Origin of the sequence: Paramicrobacterium agarici (genome assembly GCF_002563955.1) — a bacterium.
GTDB classification, from domain to species: Bacteria; Actinomycetota; Actinomycetes; order Actinomycetales; family Microbacteriaceae; genus Paramicrobacterium; species Paramicrobacterium agarici.
Window position 1 is genome coordinate 2,699,581 of sequence record NZ_PDJE01000001.1, and the last position, 18,869, is coordinate 2,718,449.

The 18,869-nt window shown below is 65.0% G+C and carries 18 protein-coding genes, 1 pseudogene and 2 riboswitches; of the genes and pseudogenes, 14 read left to right on the plus strand and 5 right to left on the minus strand.

The features are described from left to right. The first annotated feature begins 84 nt into the window (after positions 1-84). On the plus strand, positions 85-330 hold the full coding sequence (locus ATJ78_RS13210; RefSeq protein WP_098408670.1) for an AbrB/MazE/SpoVT family DNA-binding domain-containing protein: 246 nt from the start codon (positions 85-87) through the stop codon (positions 328-330). Then, complete coding sequence (locus tag ATJ78_RS13215) at positions 327-689, plus strand: type II toxin-antitoxin system VapC family toxin (protein WP_098408671.1); 363 nt, start codon at positions 327-329, stop codon at positions 687-689. The genes ATJ78_RS13210 and ATJ78_RS13215 overlap by 4 nt, the downstream gene beginning before the upstream one ends. A gap of 8 nt (positions 690-697) precedes the next feature. On the opposite strand, the gene gcvP is transcribed toward ATJ78_RS13215, so the two are convergent. Genes gcvP through gcvT form a run of 3 tightly spaced genes read right to left on the minus strand, consistent with a single transcriptional unit; the run spans position 698 to position 5,129 of the window. Next, positions 698-3,697 carry an aminomethyl-transferring glycine dehydrogenase gene (gene gcvP / locus ATJ78_RS13220; protein ID WP_098408672.1) on the minus strand — a complete coding sequence of 1,000 codons (3,000 nt, stop codon included), beginning with the start codon at positions 3,695-3,697 and terminating at the stop codon, positions 698-700. After that, positions 3,616-3,990 carry a glycine cleavage system protein GcvH gene (gene gcvH / locus ATJ78_RS13225; protein ID WP_098409383.1) on the minus strand — a complete coding sequence of 125 codons (375 nt, stop codon included), beginning with the start codon at positions 3,988-3,990 and terminating at the stop codon, positions 3,616-3,618. The genes gcvP and gcvH overlap by 82 nt, the downstream gene beginning before the upstream one ends. A 5-nt stretch (positions 3,991-3,995) precedes the next feature. Next, positions 3,996-5,129: a glycine cleavage system aminomethyltransferase GcvT gene (gcvT, locus tag ATJ78_RS13230; protein ID WP_098408673.1), complete on the minus strand. Its 1,134-nt coding sequence runs from the start codon at positions 5,127-5,129 to the stop codon at positions 3,996-3,998. Between the two features lie 44 nt (positions 5,130-5,173). Next, positions 5,174-5,264, minus strand: a riboswitch (glycine riboswitch). Beyond that, a riboswitch (glycine riboswitch) is annotated at positions 5,265-5,352 on the minus strand. A 209-nt stretch (positions 5,353-5,561) separates the two neighbouring features. Here gcvT and ATJ78_RS13235 point away from each other — a divergent pair. Next, on the plus strand, positions 5,562-7,121 hold the full coding sequence (locus tag ATJ78_RS13235; RefSeq protein WP_098408674.1) for an HNH endonuclease signature motif containing protein: 1,560 nt from the start codon (positions 5,562-5,564) through the stop codon (positions 7,119-7,121). A gap of 277 nt (positions 7,122-7,398) precedes the next feature. Here the strand turns inward: ATJ78_RS13235 and ATJ78_RS13240 are convergent, their stop codons facing one another. Beyond that, entirely contained in the window at positions 7,399-7,956 is a 558-nt protein-coding gene (locus ATJ78_RS13240; protein ID WP_211288468.1) for a TetR/AcrR family transcriptional regulator, read from the minus strand. Positions 7,957-8,089: 133 nt separating this feature from the next. Between ATJ78_RS13240 and ATJ78_RS13245 the strand changes: the two genes are divergently transcribed. The 7 genes from ATJ78_RS13245 to ATJ78_RS13275 all read left to right on the plus strand — a co-directional run bounded on the left by ATJ78_RS13245 (position 8,090) and on the right by ATJ78_RS13275 (position 14,908). Beyond that, a complete protein-coding gene (locus tag ATJ78_RS13245) occupies positions 8,090-9,001 on the plus strand; it encodes an aldo/keto reductase (RefSeq protein ID WP_098408676.1) in 912 nt (303 codons plus the stop codon). 115 nt (positions 9,002-9,116) lie between these two features. Continuing rightward, positions 9,117-9,794, plus strand: coding sequence for an NUDIX hydrolase (locus tag ATJ78_RS13250; protein ID WP_098408677.1), 678 nt, complete (start codon positions 9,117-9,119; stop codon positions 9,792-9,794). A gap of 25 nt (positions 9,795-9,819) precedes the next feature. Then, the gene (gene nadA, locus ATJ78_RS13255) at positions 9,820-11,100 is read left to right on the plus strand and encodes a quinolinate synthase NadA (protein ID WP_098408678.1); all 1,281 of its coding nucleotides are present in this window, start codon (positions 9,820-9,822) and stop codon (positions 11,098-11,100) included. A gap of 2 nt (positions 11,101-11,102) precedes the next feature. Continuing rightward, positions 11,103-12,611: an L-aspartate oxidase gene (nadB, locus tag ATJ78_RS13260; protein WP_098408679.1), complete on the plus strand. Its 1,509-nt coding sequence runs from the start codon at positions 11,103-11,105 to the stop codon at positions 12,609-12,611. Further along, complete coding sequence (gene nadC / locus ATJ78_RS13265) at positions 12,605-13,462, plus strand: carboxylating nicotinate-nucleotide diphosphorylase (RefSeq protein WP_098408680.1); 858 nt, start codon at positions 12,605-12,607, stop codon at positions 13,460-13,462. The genes nadB and nadC overlap by 7 nt, the downstream gene beginning before the upstream one ends. A gap of 1 nt (position 13,463) precedes the next feature. Continuing rightward, a complete protein-coding gene (locus ATJ78_RS13270; protein WP_098408681.1) occupies positions 13,464-14,597 on the plus strand; it encodes a cysteine desulfurase family protein in 1,134 nt (377 codons plus the stop codon). 68 nt (positions 14,598-14,665) lie between these two features. Continuing rightward, on the plus strand, positions 14,666-14,908 hold the full coding sequence (locus ATJ78_RS13275; protein ID WP_098408682.1) for a hypothetical protein: 243 nt from the start codon (positions 14,666-14,668) through the stop codon (positions 14,906-14,908). 50 nt (positions 14,909-14,958) lie between these two features. On the opposite strand, the gene ATJ78_RS13280 is transcribed toward ATJ78_RS13275, so the two are convergent. Further along, positions 14,959-15,552, minus strand: coding sequence for a TetR/AcrR family transcriptional regulator (locus ATJ78_RS13280; RefSeq protein WP_098408683.1), 594 nt, complete (start codon positions 15,550-15,552; stop codon positions 14,959-14,961). A gap of 83 nt (positions 15,553-15,635) precedes the next feature. Here ATJ78_RS13280 and ATJ78_RS13285 point away from each other — a divergent pair, with 83 nt between their 5' ends. The 4 genes and pseudogenes from ATJ78_RS13285 (at position 15,636) to ATJ78_RS16245 (ending at position 18,867) form a co-directional block, all read left to right on the plus strand. Next, a complete protein-coding gene (locus tag ATJ78_RS13285) occupies positions 15,636-16,859 on the plus strand; it encodes an FAD-dependent oxidoreductase (protein WP_098408684.1) in 1,224 nt (407 codons plus the stop codon). Between the two features lie 160 nt (positions 16,860-17,019). Continuing rightward, positions 17,020-17,505 (plus strand): hypothetical protein, encoded by a 486-nt coding sequence (locus ATJ78_RS16235; RefSeq protein WP_342744799.1) that lies wholly within the window; start codon positions 17,020-17,022, stop codon positions 17,503-17,505. Positions 17,506-17,526: 21 nt separating this feature from the next. After that, positions 17,527-18,138, plus strand: a pseudogene (locus ATJ78_RS16240) (chorismate-binding protein); the annotation flags it as partial. A gap of 153 nt (positions 18,139-18,291) precedes the next feature. Further along, a complete protein-coding gene (locus tag ATJ78_RS16245; protein ID WP_342744810.1) occupies positions 18,292-18,867 on the plus strand; it encodes an aminodeoxychorismate/anthranilate synthase component II in 576 nt (191 codons plus the stop codon). Positions 18,868-18,869: the final 2 nt, after the last annotated feature.

Here is an 18,869-nt window from a genome sequence, read left to right on the forward strand (position 1 = left end):
TTCGACACCAGCATCCTCTGTCATAACGCTCCCACAGCGCACAACGAAGTACCACTAGCTGTGTCGCGATGGTATTCTTATTCAATGGATGCCACATTCACGACGTCAATGGGGGATCGAGGTCGCCTCGTTATGCCCGCAGAGTTGCGCCGCAGGCAACGGTGGGATCAAGGCACGCCGCTCCTCGTGATCGAAGCCGATGACGGCGTCATCCTCGCCACGCGCGAGCAGGCAACCAAGATGATCCGCGAGCAGCTTGCCGGCACGAGCCTCGTCGACGAGCTGCTGACGGAGCGGCGTGCGACATCGCGCGACGAAGACGAGTCATGACCGTTCTCGATTCGTCCGCCGTCTTGGCCTTCCTCCAGGGTGAGACCGGCGCCGACCAGGCACTCGCGGCATTCGATGGTGGCGTCGTCGGTGCGGCGAACTGGTCTGAAGTGGCTCAGAAGGTGCGTTCGCGCGGCGCCGACTGGGCGCTCGCTCGGAGCCTGCTGATGAGCTACGGGCTTCGCGTCGAATCCGTGAGCATGTCAGACGCAGAGATCGCTGCCCAGCACTGGATACGCGGCTCGGGCCTTTCGCTCGCGGACCGGCTGTGCCTTGCTCTCGCCGAAAGACTGCACGAGAGCGTGCTCACCGCTGACCGCGCCTGGGGAGAATCAGAGCAAATCAAGCAGTTGCGGTGACTGCTCGCCTACTCGAATGCCTCGATCGGCGGGCACGCACACACGAGGTTGCGGTCGCCGTACGCTTGATCGATGCGACGCACCGGCGGCCAGTACTTGCCACGCACAAGCGAGTGCACGGGGTACACAGCCTGCTCACGCGAGTACGGATGCTGCCAGTCGGCCGTCGCGATGGATTCGGCCGTGTGCGGGGCGCCGACAAGCACGTTGTCGTCGGCTGGAAACTCACCTGCCCCGACAGCATCCGCCTCTGCCTTGATGCCGATCATGGCCTCGATGAACCGGTCGAGCTCTGCGAGGTCTTCGCTCTCGGTCGGTTCAACCATGAGTGTTCCCGGCACAGGGAATGACATCGTCGGAGCGTGGAAGCCGTAGTCGATGAGCCGTTTAGCGACGTCGTCAACGGTGATGCCGGTCTGCTTGGTAAGCGGGCGCAGATCGAGAATGCACTCGTGCGCGATGAGGCCGTTGTCGCCGGTGTACAGCACCGGGAAATGGTCACGGAGGCGACGCGCGATGTAGTTGGCGCTCAGCACCGCGGCGCGCGTGGCTCGCGCGAGCCCCTCGGCGCCCATCATGCGAATGTACGCCCACGTGATCGGAAGGATGCTGGGGCTGCCGTACGGCGCCGCAGACACCGGTCCGCCATCGTGCGTGTAGCCCGAGTGGTCGTTCGTCTGCGCCATCGGGTGCCCCGGCAGGTACGGTGCCAGGTGTGCCTTCGCCGCGACCGGACCGACGCCGGGGCCGCCTCCTCCGTGCGGAATGCAGAACGTCTTGTGCAGGTTGAGGTGCGAGACGTCTCCGCCGAAATCGCCGAACCGGGCGTACCCGAGCAGCGCATTGAGGTTGGCGCCGTCGATGTACACCTGGCCGCCCGCGTCATGCACGGCCTCGGTGATGCGTACGACGTCGTGCTCGTACACGCCGTGCGTCGACGGATACGTGATCATGAGCGCGGCAAGCTGATACGCATGCGTCTCGATCTTGGCGCGCAGATCGGTGAGATCGACGTTGCCGTTGTCATCGCACGCGACGACGACGACCTTCATGCCCGCGAGTACGGCGGATGCTGCATTGGTACCGTGTGCGCTCGATGGAATGAGGCACACCGTGCGCTGATCATCACCGTTCGCACGGTGGTATCCCGCGATCGCGAGCAGACCGGCGAGCTCGCCCTGGCTGCCGGCGTTCGGCTGCAGCGACACCGTGTCGTAGCCGGTGACGTCGGCGAGCCAGGCCTCGAGCTGCCCGATGAGCTCGAGCGAGCCCGCGGCATCCGCGGCCGGAGCGAACGGATGCAGACCGGCGAACTCGGGCCACGTGATGGCCTCCATCTCGGTCGCCGCGTTGAGCTTCATCGTGCAGCTTCCGAGTGGAATCATGCCGCGGTCGAGTGCGTAGTCCCGGTCGGCGAGGCGCTTGAGGTAGCGCATCATCGCGGTCTCGGAGTGGTGGATGTTGAAGACCGGATGGGTGAGGAATGCGCTGCGGCGACGCAGTTCGCGAGGGATGCGCACCGGGCTTCCGGCGCTCACCGTCTGGCCGTCGCTGCTCGTGCCGAGCATATGCCGTCCGTCATCGAGACGCGGGAGCGGTTCACCCTGTTCGGCAGAAAACACCTCGACCAGGCGCGCAACGATGTCATCGTGCTGTGCAGTCACTTCGTCGAGGCTAAGGCGCACCGTCTCGTCGTTGACCGTGTGAAGCAGAAGTCCCTGCTCTGCAGCGCGCGCTCGTACGGCATCCGCGTTCTGCACGGCGACAGTGAGCGTGTCGAAGAAGTGCTCGTTCGCCACGCGCACACCGTGTTCCCGAAGCGCTCCCAGCACCAGCGCTGTTTTCTCGTGCACGGCGTGAGCGATGCCGAGAATCCCGTTTGGGCCGTGGTAGACGGCGTACATCGACGCCATCACGGCGAGCAGCACCTGAGCAGTGCAGATGTTCGACGTCGCCTTCTCACGACGAATGTGCTGCTCGCGCGTCTGCAGGCTCAAGCGGTATGCCGGCTGACCGTCGGCGTCTTTGCTCACGCCGACGAGACGGCCGGGAAGCTGCCGCTCGAGACCACTGCGCACTGCCATGTAGCCCGCGTGCGGACCGCCGAATCCCGTAGGCACGCCGAAACGCTGCGTGGTGCCGACCGCGACGTCAGCACCGAATTCTCCGGGCGATGTGATGAGCGCAAGCGCGAGAAGGTCTGCGGCAACGACGGCGATGCCCTTCTGCGCGTGCGTCGCCTCGATCGTGGCCGCCGGGTTCCAGATCTCACCGGACGCGCCCGGGTACTGCACGAAGACGCCGAAGTGCTCCGGCAGCTCTACTCCCCCGCGCAGATCGGCGACGACAAGTTCGATGCCGACAGCCGTGGCACGCGCTTTGAGCAGCGCGAGTGTCTGCGGAAATGCGTCGGCGTCCGCGACGAAGACGTTCGACGTCGATTTCGACGCGCGTCGCGCCAGCAGCATCCCTTCGACCACTGCCGTGCCCTCGTCGAGCATCGAGGCATTTGCCGTGTCGAGACCGGTGAGGTCGGTGACCATGGTCTGAAAGTTGATGAGTGCTTCGAGCCGGCCCTGCGAGATCTCGGGCTGATACGGCGTATACGCGGTGTACCACGACGGGTTCTCGAGCACGTTGCGCGTGATGACGGCTGGCGTAACAGTGTCGTAGTATCCCTGGCCGATGAGGCTCGTGCGCACCGTGTTCTTGTTTGCGAGGGCGCGCAGCTCCGCGAGAGCCTCGCGTTCTGACGCAGCATCCGGAATCAGGCTTTCGAGGCTCTCGTCGACACGGATGCCCGGGGGTATCGCCGAGCTGACGAGATCGTCCATGCTCTCGAACCCGAGCGTCGACAGCATCTGCTGCCGCGCAGACTCGTCGATGCCGATGTGGCGGTCGGCGAAGACGTCGCCGACGGGGCCGGTCACTCGCTCACCAGCTTCGCGTATGCGTCGGCGTCGAGCAGGCCCTCGGGCAGTTCGGGAACGTCGATCGTCAGCATCCATCCCTGATCGAACGGGCTGGAGTTGACGAGCGACGGGTCGTCAACCACGGCATCGTTGATGGCGGTGACGGTTCCGGTCGCGGGTGCGAAGAGCTCGCCGACGGACTTCGTCGACTCGATTTCGCCCACGACCGTGCCTGCCTCGACCTCGTCGCCGACGTCGGGCAGCTCAACGAACACGACGTCGCCGAGCTGCTCCGCGGCATAGTCGGTGATGCCGACGGTGACAGAGGATCCCTCGATGCGGAGCCACTCGTGATCTTCGGTATAGGACAGTGCGCTGGTGTCGGTCATGACGTTCACTTCTTCCGTGAGTAGAAAGGCAGGGTGGTTACGGTGGCGGGAATGCGCTTGCCGCGCACTTCGATGTCGAGTGCTGTGCCCGGCTCGGCCTGTGCCCGGTCGACAAAGGCCATGGCAATCGGGTGTCCGAGGGTGGGCGAAAGGATGCCGCTGGTCACAGCGCCGACTTCGGAGTCGCCGGCAAGCACGGTGTATCCCGCGCGGCCTGCACGACGCCCTTCTGAGACCAGGCCGACCAGCACGCGCGCGTCGTCGTCAGGCGTGACGGCGTCTTTGCCGACGAATGCGTCTTTCGCCGTCACCACGACGCGACCGAGACCCGCCTGCGCCGGCTTGGTGTCGCGCGACAGTTCGTGACCGTACAGGGGCATGCCTGCTTCGAGGCGCAGCGAATCGCGGGCCGCGAGTCCTGCTGGGACGAGACCGTGCGACTCGCCGGCTTCGGAAACGGCGTTCCACAGGTCGGCGGCCGCGTCTGCGGCAACGAGCAGCTCAAACCCGTCTTCGCCGGTGTAACCGGTGCGCGCGAGCAGCAGCGGCGACCCCCGGAACGACGCGTTGGCCCAGGCGAAATACTTCTGTTCGTGCCACGGCACGCCGAGGTCTGTGATGTCTGCGGTCGCGGCGAGGATCTCTTCGGCACGCGGGCCTTGCACGGCGATGAGAGCGTAGTTGTCGCTCACGTCGGCGACGGCGGCATCGAAGCCGGAGGTACGCGTTGAGAGCGTTGTGCTGACAGCATCCCTGTTGCCTGCATTTGAAATGATCAGGTACTCGGCATCATTGAGCCGGTAAACGATGACGTCATCGATGACGCCGCCGTGCTCAGTGAGAAGCAACGAATACTTTGCGCGGCCCACTTTCAGGGCAGAGAGCCGCCCGGCCAGTGCGTAATCGAGAAAGTCGCCGGCCTCAGCGCCGGTGACCGTGAATTCGGCCATGTGCGAGATGTCGAAGATTCCAGCCGCCTCGCGTACGGCTTTGTGCTCGGCCAGATCACTCGAGTAGCGCACCGGCATCTGCCAGCCGGCGAAGTCGGTGAACGTGGCGCCGAGAGCCGAATGCACGTCGTACAAGGGGCTGTGACGCGGGGCATCCGCGAGTGTGGGTGACTGATCGTTGTCGGGCACGAGTTCTCCAATGTCGCTGTCTGCACAGCGTGCGAAGGTATGGGAACTCCCCCTCTGTCATGAGCCTGAGAGCTTCGCCGCTGCTGAGCGACTTTCACCGTGGGCGGGAGCAGTCGCTCCGCTTTTCAGAGTGGCCAGATCGATGCGGTATGAGACCTGAGAGATTGGCGGGGAGGCTTGCTCCTTCGGTGCTCGACGTATCGAGCTCTCCCGCATCGTGCGTGCGGCCCAGTATTCGGTTGCACGCACAGCTTATCTTGCTGCGCGACGAAACTCGATGGAGACTCTGTCGGGGTCTCTGCCCGGTTATCGCGGGCACCCCTTCGCTCGTCACTTCTCCACAGGATCGAAGAGAACACACGTTCGAGCCAAGTTATCCACATTCATAGTCTTTCTCGAATAAATGTCGGTGGTTCGTGGTGGAATTGGTGCATGGATGAGTTCAGAGATTCCCCTCCGGACCCGGGCAATTGGGGTCCGGCGGATGGGAGAGATGAGTTATATCGACCGCCGCCGACAGATTCGAACGAGCAGCCATGGGGCGATCCTCGATTCGAAGAATCCGAGCCTGACGAGTCGGCACATGCGGAATCCGAACCAGAGACGACCGGCTCGGATCAGTCGCCGCAGCCCTCTGGAGCGGATGCTGTAGCGAGCGCGTTGCGTGAGCAGTTGGATGGTGTTGTTGCTGATTCTCGTGCGATCTCGGCGGCGGAAGCGTCGCGCATGCGCGGCATCTACGGGATGCTGCAGGACGCTTTGGCACACCCGGGCGTGTTCATTCCGATGCGGGATGGGGCAACGCAGGCGGATCTTGACGCGGAGGCTGAGGGGTGGGTGCGGTCTTCTTTGGCGCAGGAGATCGGTGCGGCGATCGGTGTCACGAAGGGTCACGCGCAAGGCCTGCTCAACGATGCCGAGTTGCTGTGCGAGAAGCTCTCGTCAACATTCGGCGCTTTAGAGGCTGGTGAGATTACGCGGCAGCATGTCGACGCGATGCTGCGTCAAGCCGTCAGTCTCGATGCTGGTGAGGCGGCCGCGTTCGAAGCGGAAGCACTGCCGAAAGCAATGGTGCAGTCGGCGACGCAGTTTGCTCGTGCTGCGGTCAAGATTCGGGAGGGTTTGTTTCCGGAGACGATCACGGAACGTCGCACGGAGGCGGTGAAGCAGCGTCGGGTGGAGTGTTACGGCACCCAAGACGGCATGGCAGTCCTGTCTTTGTATGGTCCGGTCGAGGTGGTGCAGAGCCTTGTGAATGCGGCCACGCGGACGGCGCGGGCATTGAAAACCGCCGGCGACGACCGCACACTGGCGCAGATCGAAGCAGATGCTGTCACTGATGCCCTGATGAAAGGCTTCACCACCGACGGGCCTAAACCCGGTGTTGGTGCGTCCGGGGTGGGCGCTGACCGTCTGGGTGGGATTCGTCCGACCGTGCATGTCACCGTCCCCGTCATGACGTTGCTCGGACACTCCAACGAGCCGGGGCAGTTGGACGGATACGGCCCCATCGCCCCCGACATCGCACGCGAGTTGGCGGCACGGGCACCGAGTTTCACCCGGTTGTTGACGCACCCGGAGACCGGGGCGGTGCTGTCGGTGGGGCGTGACAGTTATGCGGTGCCGGCGGATCTGAAACGAACCGTGCGACTGCGCGATGAAACGTGCACCGGCATCGGCTGCGACAGGCCTGCCACGATCTGTGACCTGGATCACATCGAACAATGGCAACACGGAGGCGAAACAAAGTTGTCGAATCTGCAGCCCGGATGCGAACAGCACCACATGCTCCGACACCACACCATGTGGCAGGTCCACACCGACGGCGACCGGATCGAATGGGTCTCACCACTCGGCATCACCTACCAGGTGCCACGCACCTCCAACGTCCAATTCCTGAAGACGGGCGCCGAGGACAAGGCGACGGTGAGCGGCGAGGCCGCAGCAGATGATGATCAGCGGGAGGCGCTACCCGAAGAACCCCTGTTCTGACGAGCCATCCCCGGCCGACCATGGGCTGGCCGACGATGTCGTCGGCGGCACTGCCTGCCAGTTTTGCAGGACCGCACCGGGGAGGCGCTAAGGGAAGTTCCTGGGCCTGAACCTGAGCAGAGCCACTGCTCGGGCGGTCAACGCTATCCCAAACCTGAGCGACGAAAGCCGCCAGAGCGATCAGCGCTGCCCGGGCAATGGGCATTGCCGGAGCGATCAGCGCTGCCCGGGCAATGGGCATTGCCGGAGCGATTAGCGCTGCCATCGCAGTCGGCACTCACGCATGAACTCGAAGAGTACCGATCACAAGGTCAAGCATCCGTGAACGTTGAGGCGCATCATCGTCCGTCGGCGTTGCCAAACACACACCGAGCAGAAGTGCCGTCACGTCGTCTGCAGCAACATCGCCTCGAAGGGTGCCCTCTCGTACTCCAGCACTCAGAATGGTGTCAATAGCCGCAGTAATACGCTGCCGCGTCGATGGCGTCGCAATGCGCCCAGCCGCCCAGCCCGACCGAAGCGTCTCAATGATCCCACGCTTCGCCATCACGAATTCGGCATAGCGCCTCACCCAAGCTTCAAGCGCCTTTTCCGCTGGAAACCGCTGAAGGAGGTCGTCTGCACTCGCCGTGACTTCGTCGAGTTCCGCTGCATACACCGACTCCACGAGAGCTTCACGCGTCGCAAAGTGCCGATAGAGGGTGCCGATTCCCACACCAGCCTCGCGAGCAATGCCTTCGAGCGAGGCATTGCCATCCGTCGCAAACGCTCGACGAGCGACTGCGACGAGGTTATCTCGGTTGCGCTTCGCATCTGCCCGCAACGGCTTCGCCACGTCTCCCCCTATCTGTGCACCAGAACGCACGTCTGGAAAATCTCTTTAAGTGGAGGCGCCTCCGTTAATGCTACCGTTCGATTAAGCGGAGCCGCCTCCGCTTCTCATCATGACATATCGAAAGAAGCCACGCATGCACACGGACTCACTCTCCTCACGCCACACCACGTCGCTCCACGCCGGCGGCACCGGCAGGTTAGCGAATCACACGGTCTCACGAATCGGCTACGGCGCTATGCAACTCGAACGTTTGGCAGACGATCACCGCGCGGCCGTCGCGCTCCTTCGCCGCATCATCGAACTCGGTGTGACCCACATCGATACGGCACAGTTCTACGGTGATGGCGTGGTCAACGACATGATCCGCGATGCCCTCACACCTGACGACAACGTTGTGGTTGTGACGAAAGTCGGAGCAGACCCCAGCCACAACAGCGAGCACCCGATTCGCACGGCCCAACGCCCAGACCAGCTGCGATCGAGCGTCGAAGACAATCTGCGAAGCCTCGGGCTCGATCAGATTCCCGTCGTGAACCTGCGCCGGTTCGACGTGGGCCCCGGACTTACCGTCGAAGGCGATCAGATTGTGGATATCGACGATCAGATCGAGGTCATGACGAACCTGCGCGACGAAGGAAAGATCGGCGCCATTGGCCTGAGTTGCGTTTCCCTCGACAGTCTGCAGCGCGCACTCCCCGTGGGAATCGCGTGCGTTCAGAACTGGTACAGCCTCATAGCCCGAGACCACGAAGACATGCTCGAGCTCTGCAGCGCCGAAAATGTCGCGTGGGTACCGTTCTTCCCGCTCGGAAGCGCGTTCCCGCAGCACGCCAAGGTGACAGATGAACCACGGGTGCGCGCCGTCGCCGACAAGCTCGGCACGTCACCGGCACTTGTCGGCCTCGCCTGGCTGCTTCGCCACTCCCCCAACACGCTCCTCATTCCCGGAAGCGCGAACCTCTCACATATGGAGACGAACCTCACTGCGGGCGATGTGCCGCTCACCGACTCCATGATGAGCGCACTCGGCGCAATACCGTCGTGATAGCAGCGACACCGATTGTTACGGGATGCTGACCGGCTCCATTTTTCGTTCTGGTCAGAATGACAGTAAGATGGTTCCCGAGTAAAAGTCAGATTGACTTTAACAGGAGGTGACCATGGCGGAGTCCATCAATCTCGCCGTATCCACGGTCATCTTCGCCCTGCGTCCGCACCCGGACACACAGCATCCGGTTCTCTGGCTTCCGCTCGTACGACGCGTACGCTCGCCCCACAAGGGCCTCTGGGCGCTGCCGGGTGGACCCCTCGGCAGCACAGAGGATCTCGCAGCATCCGCTCGCCGCAACCTGCACGAGACGACGCAGCTGACCCCCCGCTACCTTGAGCAGCTCTACGCGTTCGGGCGTCCCGACCGCTCCGATGACCGGACCGTATCGATCGTGTACTGGGCCCTCGTGCACGCCGATGTGGCAAGCGCGGGCGTCGAAAGCGACAACGTGCGCTGGTTTCTCGCCGATGAGCTGCCCAAACTCGCTTTCGACCACTCACAGATCGTCGAGTACGCGCTGTGGCGCCTGCGCAACAAGATGGAGTACTCGCGCATCGCCGCCGCGCTGCTCGGTGAGACGTTCACGCTCTCAGAGCTGCGTGAGGTTCATGAGGTCGTGCTCGAACGAACGCTTGACCCCGCGAACTTCCGTCGGCAGATCGAATCGACGGGCCAAGTAGTGGCGACCGAGCAGTTCCGCACAGGCGGAAGACATCGTCCCGCGCGGCTCTATCGCCACGATCACTCGATCGAACTCGCAGACAACGGACCCCTCACCGGCCGATGACGGCCACCTCCCAAAGGACACAGCCATGAACACGACGGCATCTGTCGACCTGACCATCCGAGACATCTCAGCAGCATCGCCGGACGGTGTCTGCACGACAGACCTCCTGACTGCGCCGTGGGACGTCGACGTCTCCCCCGGCTACGGTCCGGGCGCATCGATGGACGACGCCATTCCCGCCGCCGCACCGCGTCAGGGTGAGCTGCCCGACGAGTACCGCCGGGCATCTGACGATGAGCTGGATCTGAGAATCCGCGCAGCCAAACAGACGCTCGGCGACCGCGTCGTCGTGCTCGGCCACTTCTACCAGCGCGACGAGGTCGTGCAGTACGCGGACTACGTCGGCGACTCGTTCCAGCTTGCCAACGCAGCTAAGGCTCGAACGGATGCTGAAGCCATCGTGTTCTGCGGCGTGCACTTCATGGCAGAGACCGCCGACCTGCTCTCGGGTGCCAACCAACGCGTGATCCTGCCGAACCTTGCCGCCGGCTGCTCGATGGCCGACATGGCCAACATCGATCAAGTCGAAGAGTGCTGGGAGCAGCTCGCCGAGGTCTACGGCACGGAGCCCGACGCCGACGGGCGCGTGCCCGTGATTCCCGTGACGTACATGAATTCTTCTGCGGCGATCAAGGGCTTCTGCGGGCGCAACGGCGGAATCGTGTGCACATCATCGAACGCCGAGACCGTGCTCGAGTGGGCGTTCGAGCGAGGACAGCGCGTACTGTTCTTTCCCGACCAGCACCTCGGCCGCAACACGGCAAAGCACATGGGCATTCCACTCGAGCAGATGCCGCTGTGGAACCCTGCACGCCCCCTCGGAGGCAACACGACCGAGGCACTCAACGACGCGCGAGTGCTGCTGTGGCAGGGGTTCTGCTCCGTGCACAAGCGCTTCACGGTGAGTCAGATCGAGAAGGCCCGCCAGGACGATCCGAACGTGCGAGTGATCGTGCACCCGGAATGCCCCATGGAGGTCGTCGACGCAGCAGACGAGTACGGGTCAACCGACTACATCACCAAGGCAATCGCCGCGGCGACGGAACCCACGACATTCGCGATCGGAACCGAGATCAATCTCGTGCAGCGTCTCGCTGCCGAGTACCCGCAGCACACGATCTACTGCCTCGACCCGATCGTGTGCCCGTGCTCCACGATGTACCGCATCCACCCGGGCTACCTCGCCTGGGTGCTGGAAAGCCTTGTCGGCGGCGTCGTCGAGAACCGCATCGAGGTCTCGGACGATGTCGCTGAACCGGCGCGAATCGCGCTCGAACGGATGCTCGCGGCAAAGCCGAAGGCCTGACCGTGTCACACGTGATCGTCGTGGGTTCCGGCATCGCCGGACTTACGGTAGCGCTGCGCGCCTCAGCCGAGCACGACGTGACGATCGTCACGAAAGATGCTCTCGGAGACGGCAACACTGCACGGGCGCAAGGCGGCATCGCCGGGGTGCTGTGCGATGATGACTCGGTCGACGCACACATCAACGACACCGTGCGCGCCGGGGCAGGGCTCTGCGACGAAGACGCCGTTCGCGTGCTGTGCAGCGAGGGCCCCGAGCGCATTCGCGGCCTCGCGGCAGCTGGCGTGGACTTCGATACCGACGGCACCGGTTTTGCCCAAGGCCTTGAAGCCGCACACTCGTATCCGCGCGTCGTGCACGCGGGAGGCGATGCCACAGGGCGAGCAATCGCACGCACGCTGGCACAGCGCGTGCGGGAACGCCGGATACCCGTGCTCGAGAACTCCCTTCTGATCGACCTCGTCGTGCGGGACGACGCTGTCGTCGGAACGGATGTTCTCACGCCCACCGGCCCCATCCGGATGCTGGCCGAGACCACGGTCATCGCCACGGGTGGCAGTGGACAGCTGTATGAACGAACGACGAACCCGCGCGGCGCTACCGGGGACGGTGTGGCCGCCGCCCTGCGCGCGGGCGCCCGCATCGCCGACGCCGAGTTCTATCAGTTTCACCCGACCGCCCTCGCCGGCAGCGGATTTCTCATCTCGGAGGCCGTACGAGGCGCCGGAGCTGTTCTGCGCGACAACACCGGCCGACGATTCATGCTCGACGTCGACCCACGCGCCGAACTCGCCCCGCGAAGCACCGTCGCGCTTGCTCTCGCACGCACGATGGCCGCGCAGGACGGCGCGCCGGTGCTGCTCGACGCCACGGGCGTGCCGCGGCTTGCCGAGCGCTTTCCCACGCTCACCGCGGCTGTTGCGCAGGCCGGTCTTGACTGGACGAGTGAGCCCGTGCCGGTCACTCCTGCGGCGCACTACTGGATGGGCGGCATCGAGGTGGACCTCGAGGGACGGACGACCGTTGAGGGGCTCGTCGCCGTTGGAGAAGCCGCGCACACGGGTGTGCATGGCGCAAACAGGCTCGCATCGAATTCTCTGCTCGAAGGAGCGGTCTTCGCCGAGCGCGCGGCCGCCGCTGTGCCGCGCGGCAACAAGCGACAGCATCCGCCCCTGTCACCTGCCGTGACCGAGATCGTGGCGCCTGCGCTCGACCGCAGCGATCTTCAGCGCCTCGCCTGGAGCGCGCTCGGCCTCGAGCGATGCGAATCGTCACTCAACGACGCCATCTGTCGGCTCAATGCGTGGGATGCAGAGGCATCGCTCACGCCGATCACGCGTGAGGGCCTTGAGAACCGCAACCTTCTGCTCGTCGCGCGCGTCATTGCGCGACAGGCACTCGCCCGGCGTGAGACCCGCGGGGCGCACGCGCGCCTCGACTACCCCGACGCCGACCCCGAACAGGCGCGATCCGTCACCACCGCACTAGCCCAGGAGGCTCTCGCATGCTGACCGCATCCCACATCGACCGTGTCGTTCAGCTGGCGCTCGACGAAGACGCGCCGTGGGGAGACATCACGAGCGAGACGTTCATTCCCGCAGGGACCCGAGCCACAGCCGTGCTGAGCGCTCGTGAGCCCGGCGTGCTCGCGGGCGGCGACGTCTTCGCTGCGGCTTTTCGCCTGACGAGCACTGACACCGGGGTCACGGTGCACGTCGCCGACGGCGAGCGCTTCAGCGCGGGCGAGACGCTCGCAACCGTGTCCGGCCCCGCGAGAGGACTGCTTCGAGCCGAACGCATCGGACTCAACTTCTGTCAGCGCCTCTCGGGCATTGCGACCGTGACAAGCGCTTTCGTTGCCGCCGTCGACGGAACGGGCGTGCGCATCGCCGACACGCGCAAGACGACGCCTGGGCTTCGCGCACTAGAACGTCACGCCGTGCGATGCGGCGGCGGCCACAATCACCGGTTCAGCCTCTCGGACGCCGTGATGGCGAAAGACAATCATCTCGCCGTGCTGACCTCGCGCGGCATGTCGGTGACCGAGGCGATCCGAGCCGCTCGCGCACGCCTCGGCCACACGACGACAATCGAGGTCGAGGTCGATCGCATTGACCAGATCGAACCCGTGATCGCTGGAGGGGCCGACATCATCATGCTCGACAACTTCACACTCGACGAGCTGCGCGAGGGCGTCACTATCGTCGACGGGCGCGCCGTCGTCGAGGCGAGCGGGAATGTAACGCTCGAGACGGTGCGCGGCATTGCGGAGACAGGCGTCAACGTGATCTCGTCAGGGGCGCTGACCCACAGCATCCGGTCGCTCGATCTGGGCCTCGACATGATCGTCGACGGAGTGTGACGTGTATCTCGACACCGCCGCGACATCGCCTGTGCGCCGAGAGGCACTCGAGGCGGCTTGGCCCTTTCTCACGGGCGAGTTCGGAAATCCGTCGAGTCATCATCGACTCGGCGAGCGTGCTGCCGAGGCCCTCGACGACGCCCGCGCCCGCGTCGCCCGCGTGCTGGGTATGCGTGCCGGTGACGTGTCGTTCACGAGCAGCGGCACCGAGGCCGACAATCTCGCGGTGATCGGCATCGCCCTCGCCTCAACGCGGGGCCGGCATCTGGTGACCTCCCCCATCGAGCACGAGGCCGTCTTGGAGTCGGCTGACTACCTCAGACGGCATCACGGCTTCGAGGTCACGCTCGTCGAGGTGCTTCCGGACGGAACCGTGACTCCTCAGGCGCTGCGCGCAGCTGTGCGCTCCGACACCGCCGTCGTGTCGCTCTCTTACGCGAACAACGAGATCGGCACGGTCGCCGACGTCGGCGGGCTCGCGACCGTCGCCCGCGAACACGGAATCCCGTTTCACACGGATGCTGTTCAGGCGGCCGGCTGGCTGCCTCTCGCCGATCTCGGCGCCGATGCCGTAACACTGGCGGGGCACAAGGTGGGCGCTCCGAAGGGCATCGGGGTCGCCGGTATCAGGGGCAGAGTGCCTGTCGAGCCGCTCATTCACGGCGGAGGGCAAGAGCGCGGCCGGCGGTCGGGCACCGAAAACGTGGCGTTCGCCGTCGCCCTCGCAACCGCGCTCGAGCTGGCGGAGTCTGAACGAACGGATGCTGCCGCGCGCGCTGCGCGCGTGCGCGACGCGTTCATCGCCCGCGTTCTCGCCGACGCTCCCGGAGCATTCCTCACGGGAAGCTCAACGTCGCGGCTGCCGAACCACGCGTCGTTCTGCTTTCGGCAGACGAGCGGCGAAGCCGTTCTGCTCGAACTCGAACGACGGGGCGTCACAGCGTCGTCTGGATCGGCGTGCGCGGCGGGAAGCGACGAACCGTCGCACGTGCTCACGGCGCTCGGCATCGAGCCTGACCTCGCGCAGACGAGTGTGCGTTTTACATTCCCCGCGACCGCGGAGCCGCAGCACGCCGAGGCTGCGGCGGCTGCTGTCGCAGCATCCGTCACCTCGTTGGCGTCAACGTTCCGCTGACCATCGCAAAACCGACACTCGCTCACGAAATCTTGTCGGTGACGGTGGTCGGGAGTACCGTGAGAAATATGAGCACGGCACATGAGCCGGTTCGCCGGCATGACGCAACAGCCCAGGGCGCCGGACTGCACGACCAGCAGGCCCGGCCGTCAGAGTTCGACGCCTTTCGGCAGTGGGTTCCCATTCCGACTCCTACCGAGGGACAGCCGTATCGGGCAATGAAAGAGCTCAAGGAGCATCCGCCGAGCGAGACCGATCATCCGCACATTGTGCACCCGCGAGGCATCGACGCGCACGGGTCTCTCTTCTGACCCGCGGGACTCAGCCGAGACGCCCTGCGCGCCGGTGAGAGCCGCGCCTCCTACGGGGCGAAGAGCCGCCGCAGGGCCGCGAGCTGCGCGTCGACGAGCGCCGGCAGGTCGTCTGGGGGAAGGGTATCGAGATTGCGCACGCTCCATTCGTCGAAGGTGCGCAGCATGGTGAACGCGAGCTCCCCCTGCAGCGAGACGGGGAGGTCAGCGCGCACAGCGCCGCAGTCGCGCCCCACGTGCACCAGCTCGCGGATCCAGGCACTCGCCGCGTCGAGAACGCGGTCTGCCTCGTTGGGCTCGTCGGGCGCCTGGGTGTCGTAGAGCATTTGGGCAAGGTCGGTGTAGACGTCGTCGCTCGTGAGCACCTGCGTGAGTCGCACGATGACGTCGACGACCGTCTGCCAGTACGCGGAGTCGCCGAACGACGTGGGAGCGGGCAGGTCGAGATCGCGCACGAGCCGTTGCGAGATATCGCGCACGACGAGGTCGTACAGCGCCAGTTTGGAGTCGAGGATGTTGTAGAAGGAGCTCTTGCTCAGGCCACAGTCCCGAATGATCGCGTTGAGCGACGCGCGCTCGAACCCCGCTCGCGCAAATTCGCGCGCGGCCGTTCTCACCAGCTGATCTCTGCGCTCGTCGGACATTGCCACACGACGATGATATCCACTCTGGACCGCGCGGTCCAGCACGATGTACACTTGGACCAGGCAGTCCACGAGGAGGCGACATGTTCATACCAACCCCGTTGTCGGAACAGCTGCGTGCCAGTGCTGACGACCCGCTGCGGGTTCTCATCGTCGGAGCAGGCATCGCCGGCACGACGGCCGCACAGCTCCATCGCGCGCGCGGGCTTGAGCCCGTGCTCGTCGACCGGGTTTCGTCGTTCGACAACGCGGGATACATGCTCGCCCTCATGCCGATGGTGGATGCCGCCATCGATGACCTCGGAGTGCGCGACGCCTACGTGCAGGCGAGCACGCACATCGACCGCTACCGCGTGCTCGACCACCACGGGTCCACGCTGCGTGAAGACTCGCTCGGCGCGATCCTGAGCGACTTCGGGGACTACCGCGGCATCAGCCGCGCCGCTCTGCTCGATGTGCTCACGACTTCGGGGGCGCCGGTCTCGCTCGAAACCACCGTGCGTTCCCTGAGCGACGGCACCGAGTCAGCGCATGTGCGCTTCGACTCCCCCGACGGTCCGAATGAAGCGACGTTCGACGCCGTCATCATCGCTGACGGCATCCACTCGCACACGCGCCGCTTCGTGCCCGGAGGCGCCAAGCCCTCCGAAACGATCACCGGGTGGGGCGGCTGGGTCGTGTGGACGGATGCTGACGCCGACACCGATCTCGGTGAGGAGATGTGGGGGAACGGGTTCTTCGTCGGCAGCTACCCGGTCGCCGGGGCCGTCGGCGCGTTCATCGGAGGACCGCGAGACGACACGGCGGTCGGTCCCGTGGCGTTCGTCGACAGCATCCGTTCCCGCCTGACCTCGCACACACCACGCCTTGAGCGCGTTCTGGACGCCGTGACTGCTGCAGAGGACCCGTTCTACTGGGTGCTCGACGACGTCCGCGCACGTCCGTGGGCCAGCGGCCGAACCGTTCTGCTCGGCGACGCAGCAGCGGGGTTCCTTCCCACGGCAGGAATCGGCGCAGGAATGGCCATGGAATCGGCATGGGTGCTGACCGGCGTGCTGGCAGACGCAGTGAGCACAGACGTCGGTGCAGCACTGACCGCCTACGAAGCCGAGCAGAGACCGCGCGTCGAATCTGCTCAATCCAACTCGCGACAACTCGCCCGACTGATGTTCCGGCGCAGCACTCTGCTGGCTCACGTGCGCAACATCGCGATGAGGCTCATGACCATCGAGGCCGCACTCGGTCCGATCAAGAAGCTCCTGCAGAAGCCAGCGCGAATACCAGAGGTGACCGCAGTGGTCGATTGATGCGCTACGATCAGCACATGCACGTCGAAACGACTTTTCAGTGGTGGACCGCCTGACAGGCGGTTCGCTCATCGTATTCGACGCACGACGACCGCCCCTCGAGGCGGTCGTTTTGCGTGTATCGACGGCAGCCGGCAGGGGCCAGACCAGAAAGTGACCCATGCCTTCGCCCTCGCTCCTCCCCCGGCTCCTCGCCGATGACGTTCCGTTCGCGATCATCCGCCGCGAGAACGACCCGACCATCGATGTCCTCGCGGGATCGGTCATCGATGTGCCAACCCTCGCCGACATTCCGCTGACGGGCGCTGAGGTGCTCGCGCTCGTGCCGTTCCGGCAGGTCGCGGAGCGCGGCTACGACGCACACGACGACGGCACGCCGCTTCGGTGTCTCGTCGTCGCACAGCGCGAGACGCTGCACATCGACGACGTGCTCGCTGCTCTTCCACAGCATCCTGCTGACGTGTCTGACGTGACCACAACGATCGACGACGAGACCTACGCGCAGATCGTGCAGACCGTGATCGACGATGAGATCGGCCGCGGCGAGGGCGCGAACTTCGTGATTCGCCGTGACGTCACCGCTCGTACGGCCGAGACCGGCGTCGTCGCCCTCCTCAGCTGGCTGCGTGAGCTCCTCGTCAGTTAGCGCGGAGCGTACTGGACGTTCGCCGTTCGCACGCCGGGCATCTCGCTCGTCGGAGCCACGCCTGAACGGCATGTCAGCGTCAGCGACGGCGTCGTCGGCATGAATCCCATCAGCGGAACCTATCGTCACCCCGCAGGCGGCGCGAGTACCGACGGCATGCTGCGATTTCTTGAGGATGTGAAAGAGAGCGAAGAACTCGTCATGGTCGTTGACGAGGAGCTCAAGATGATGAGCACCGTATGTCCCGACGGCGGACGAATGCGTGGACCGTTCCTCAAACGCATGTCGCGGCTGACGCACACCGAGTACCTTCTCGAGGGGCACACGCCGCTCGACGTGCGAGACGTGCTGCGGGAGACGATGTTCGCTCCCACCGTCACCGGCTCCCCTATGCAGAACGCATGCCGCGTCATCACACGGCACGAAACGACGGGGCGTCGCTATTACTCGGGAGTGCTCGCGCGCTTCGCGCCGACAGCGTCGGGCTACGACCTCGACGCCCCGATTCTGATTCGCACGGCTCACCTCGACGACGATGGGACGGTCACGGTCTCCTCGGGGGCAACGCTCGTGCGGCACTCGACGCCTGAGAATGAGGTCGCCGAGACACGGGTGAAAGCGGCCGGAGTGCTCAGCGCCCTCGGCGTGCTCCCGCGCGGCACCGCCGGGGCACCCCTGCCGAATGACGCTCGATTCGACGATCTCCTCAACGCGCGCAACAGCGACATCGCACCGTTCTGGAGGCAGCCGCAGCAGCAGAGACCTTCGCGGGGGCAGACCGCGCTCGTGATCGATGCCGGCGACGACTTCACTCGGATGCTGGTGCATCAGCTCACGCACCTGGGCTTCGACGCGCGAGTCGTCGGCTGGGAGCGCGCAAATCCGACGGCGAACGACGATCTCGTGGTCTTCGGACCGGGCCCCGGCGATCCACGTTCGACAGAGCAGCGAATCGGCAGGCTGCGTCGGCTCATGAGCGACCGTATATCGAGTGGGCTGCCAATGCTGGCCGTGTGCCTGAGCCATCAGATCCTGTCGCTCATGGTCGGTCTCGATGTCGTGCCGCTGGCCGCCCCGCGCCAGGGCGTGCAGCACACCGTTGATCTGTTCGGCAAAGATGCGCGCATTGGCTTCTACAACACGTTCGCCGCCGTGTCGGAACAGGGCGATCTCACACCTCGCATGTCCCTGGAGATCTCCCGCGACACCGAGACCGGAATCGTGCACGCGCTTCGCGGTCCCCGCATCGCTTCGGTGCAGGGTCACCTCGAGTCCGTGCTGTCTCCCGACGGTCTCGACGTGCTCGATCGACTTGTTTCCGAGCTGCAGGTTCCCCAAGTCGCCACAACCCAGACACAATAGAG

What these genes read in the sequence shown, in the direction of transcription:
- gcvH (WP_098409383.1), bottom strand. Translation starts at nt 3,990, where the DNA reads ATGACCGACACCAGCGCACTGTCCTATACCGAAGATCACGAGTGGCTC.
- gcvP (WP_098408672.1), bottom strand. Translation starts at nt 3,697, where the DNA reads ATGGATGCTGACGATCGACGTTCCCGAACTGCCCGAGGGCCTGCTCGA.
- ATJ78_RS16235 (WP_342744799.1), top strand. Translation starts at nt 17,020, where the DNA reads ATGCCTTCGCCCTCGCTCCTCCCCCGGCTCCTCGCCGATGACGTTCCG.
- ATJ78_RS13215 (WP_098408671.1), top strand. Translation starts at nt 327, where the DNA reads ATGACCGTTCTCGATTCGTCCGCCGTCTTGGCCTTCCTCCAGGGTGAG.
- ATJ78_RS13285 (WP_098408684.1), top strand. Translation starts at nt 15,636, where the DNA reads ATGTTCATACCAACCCCGTTGTCGGAACAGCTGCGTGCCAGTGCTGAC.
- ATJ78_RS13210 (WP_098408670.1), top strand. Translation starts at nt 85, where the DNA reads ATGGATGCCACATTCACGACGTCAATGGGGGATCGAGGTCGCCTCGTT.
- ATJ78_RS13250 (WP_098408677.1), top strand. Translation starts at nt 9,117, where the DNA reads ATGGCGGAGTCCATCAATCTCGCCGTATCCACGGTCATCTTCGCCCTG.
- ATJ78_RS13235 (WP_098408674.1), top strand. Translation starts at nt 5,562, where the DNA reads ATGGATGAGTTCAGAGATTCCCCTCCGGACCCGGGCAATTGGGGTCCG.
- ATJ78_RS13275 (WP_098408682.1), top strand. Translation starts at nt 14,666, where the DNA reads ATGAGCACGGCACATGAGCCGGTTCGCCGGCATGACGCAACAGCCCAG.
- ATJ78_RS13280 (WP_098408683.1), bottom strand. Translation starts at nt 15,552, where the DNA reads ATGTCCGACGAGCGCAGAGATCAGCTGGTGAGAACGGCCGCGCGCGAA.
- nadA (WP_098408678.1), top strand. Translation starts at nt 9,820, where the DNA reads ATGAACACGACGGCATCTGTCGACCTGACCATCCGAGACATCTCAGCA.
- nadC (WP_098408680.1), top strand. Translation starts at nt 12,605, where the DNA reads ATGCTGACCGCATCCCACATCGACCGTGTCGTTCAGCTGGCGCTCGAC.
- ATJ78_RS13245 (WP_098408676.1), top strand. Translation starts at nt 8,090, where the DNA reads ATGCACACGGACTCACTCTCCTCACGCCACACCACGTCGCTCCACGCC.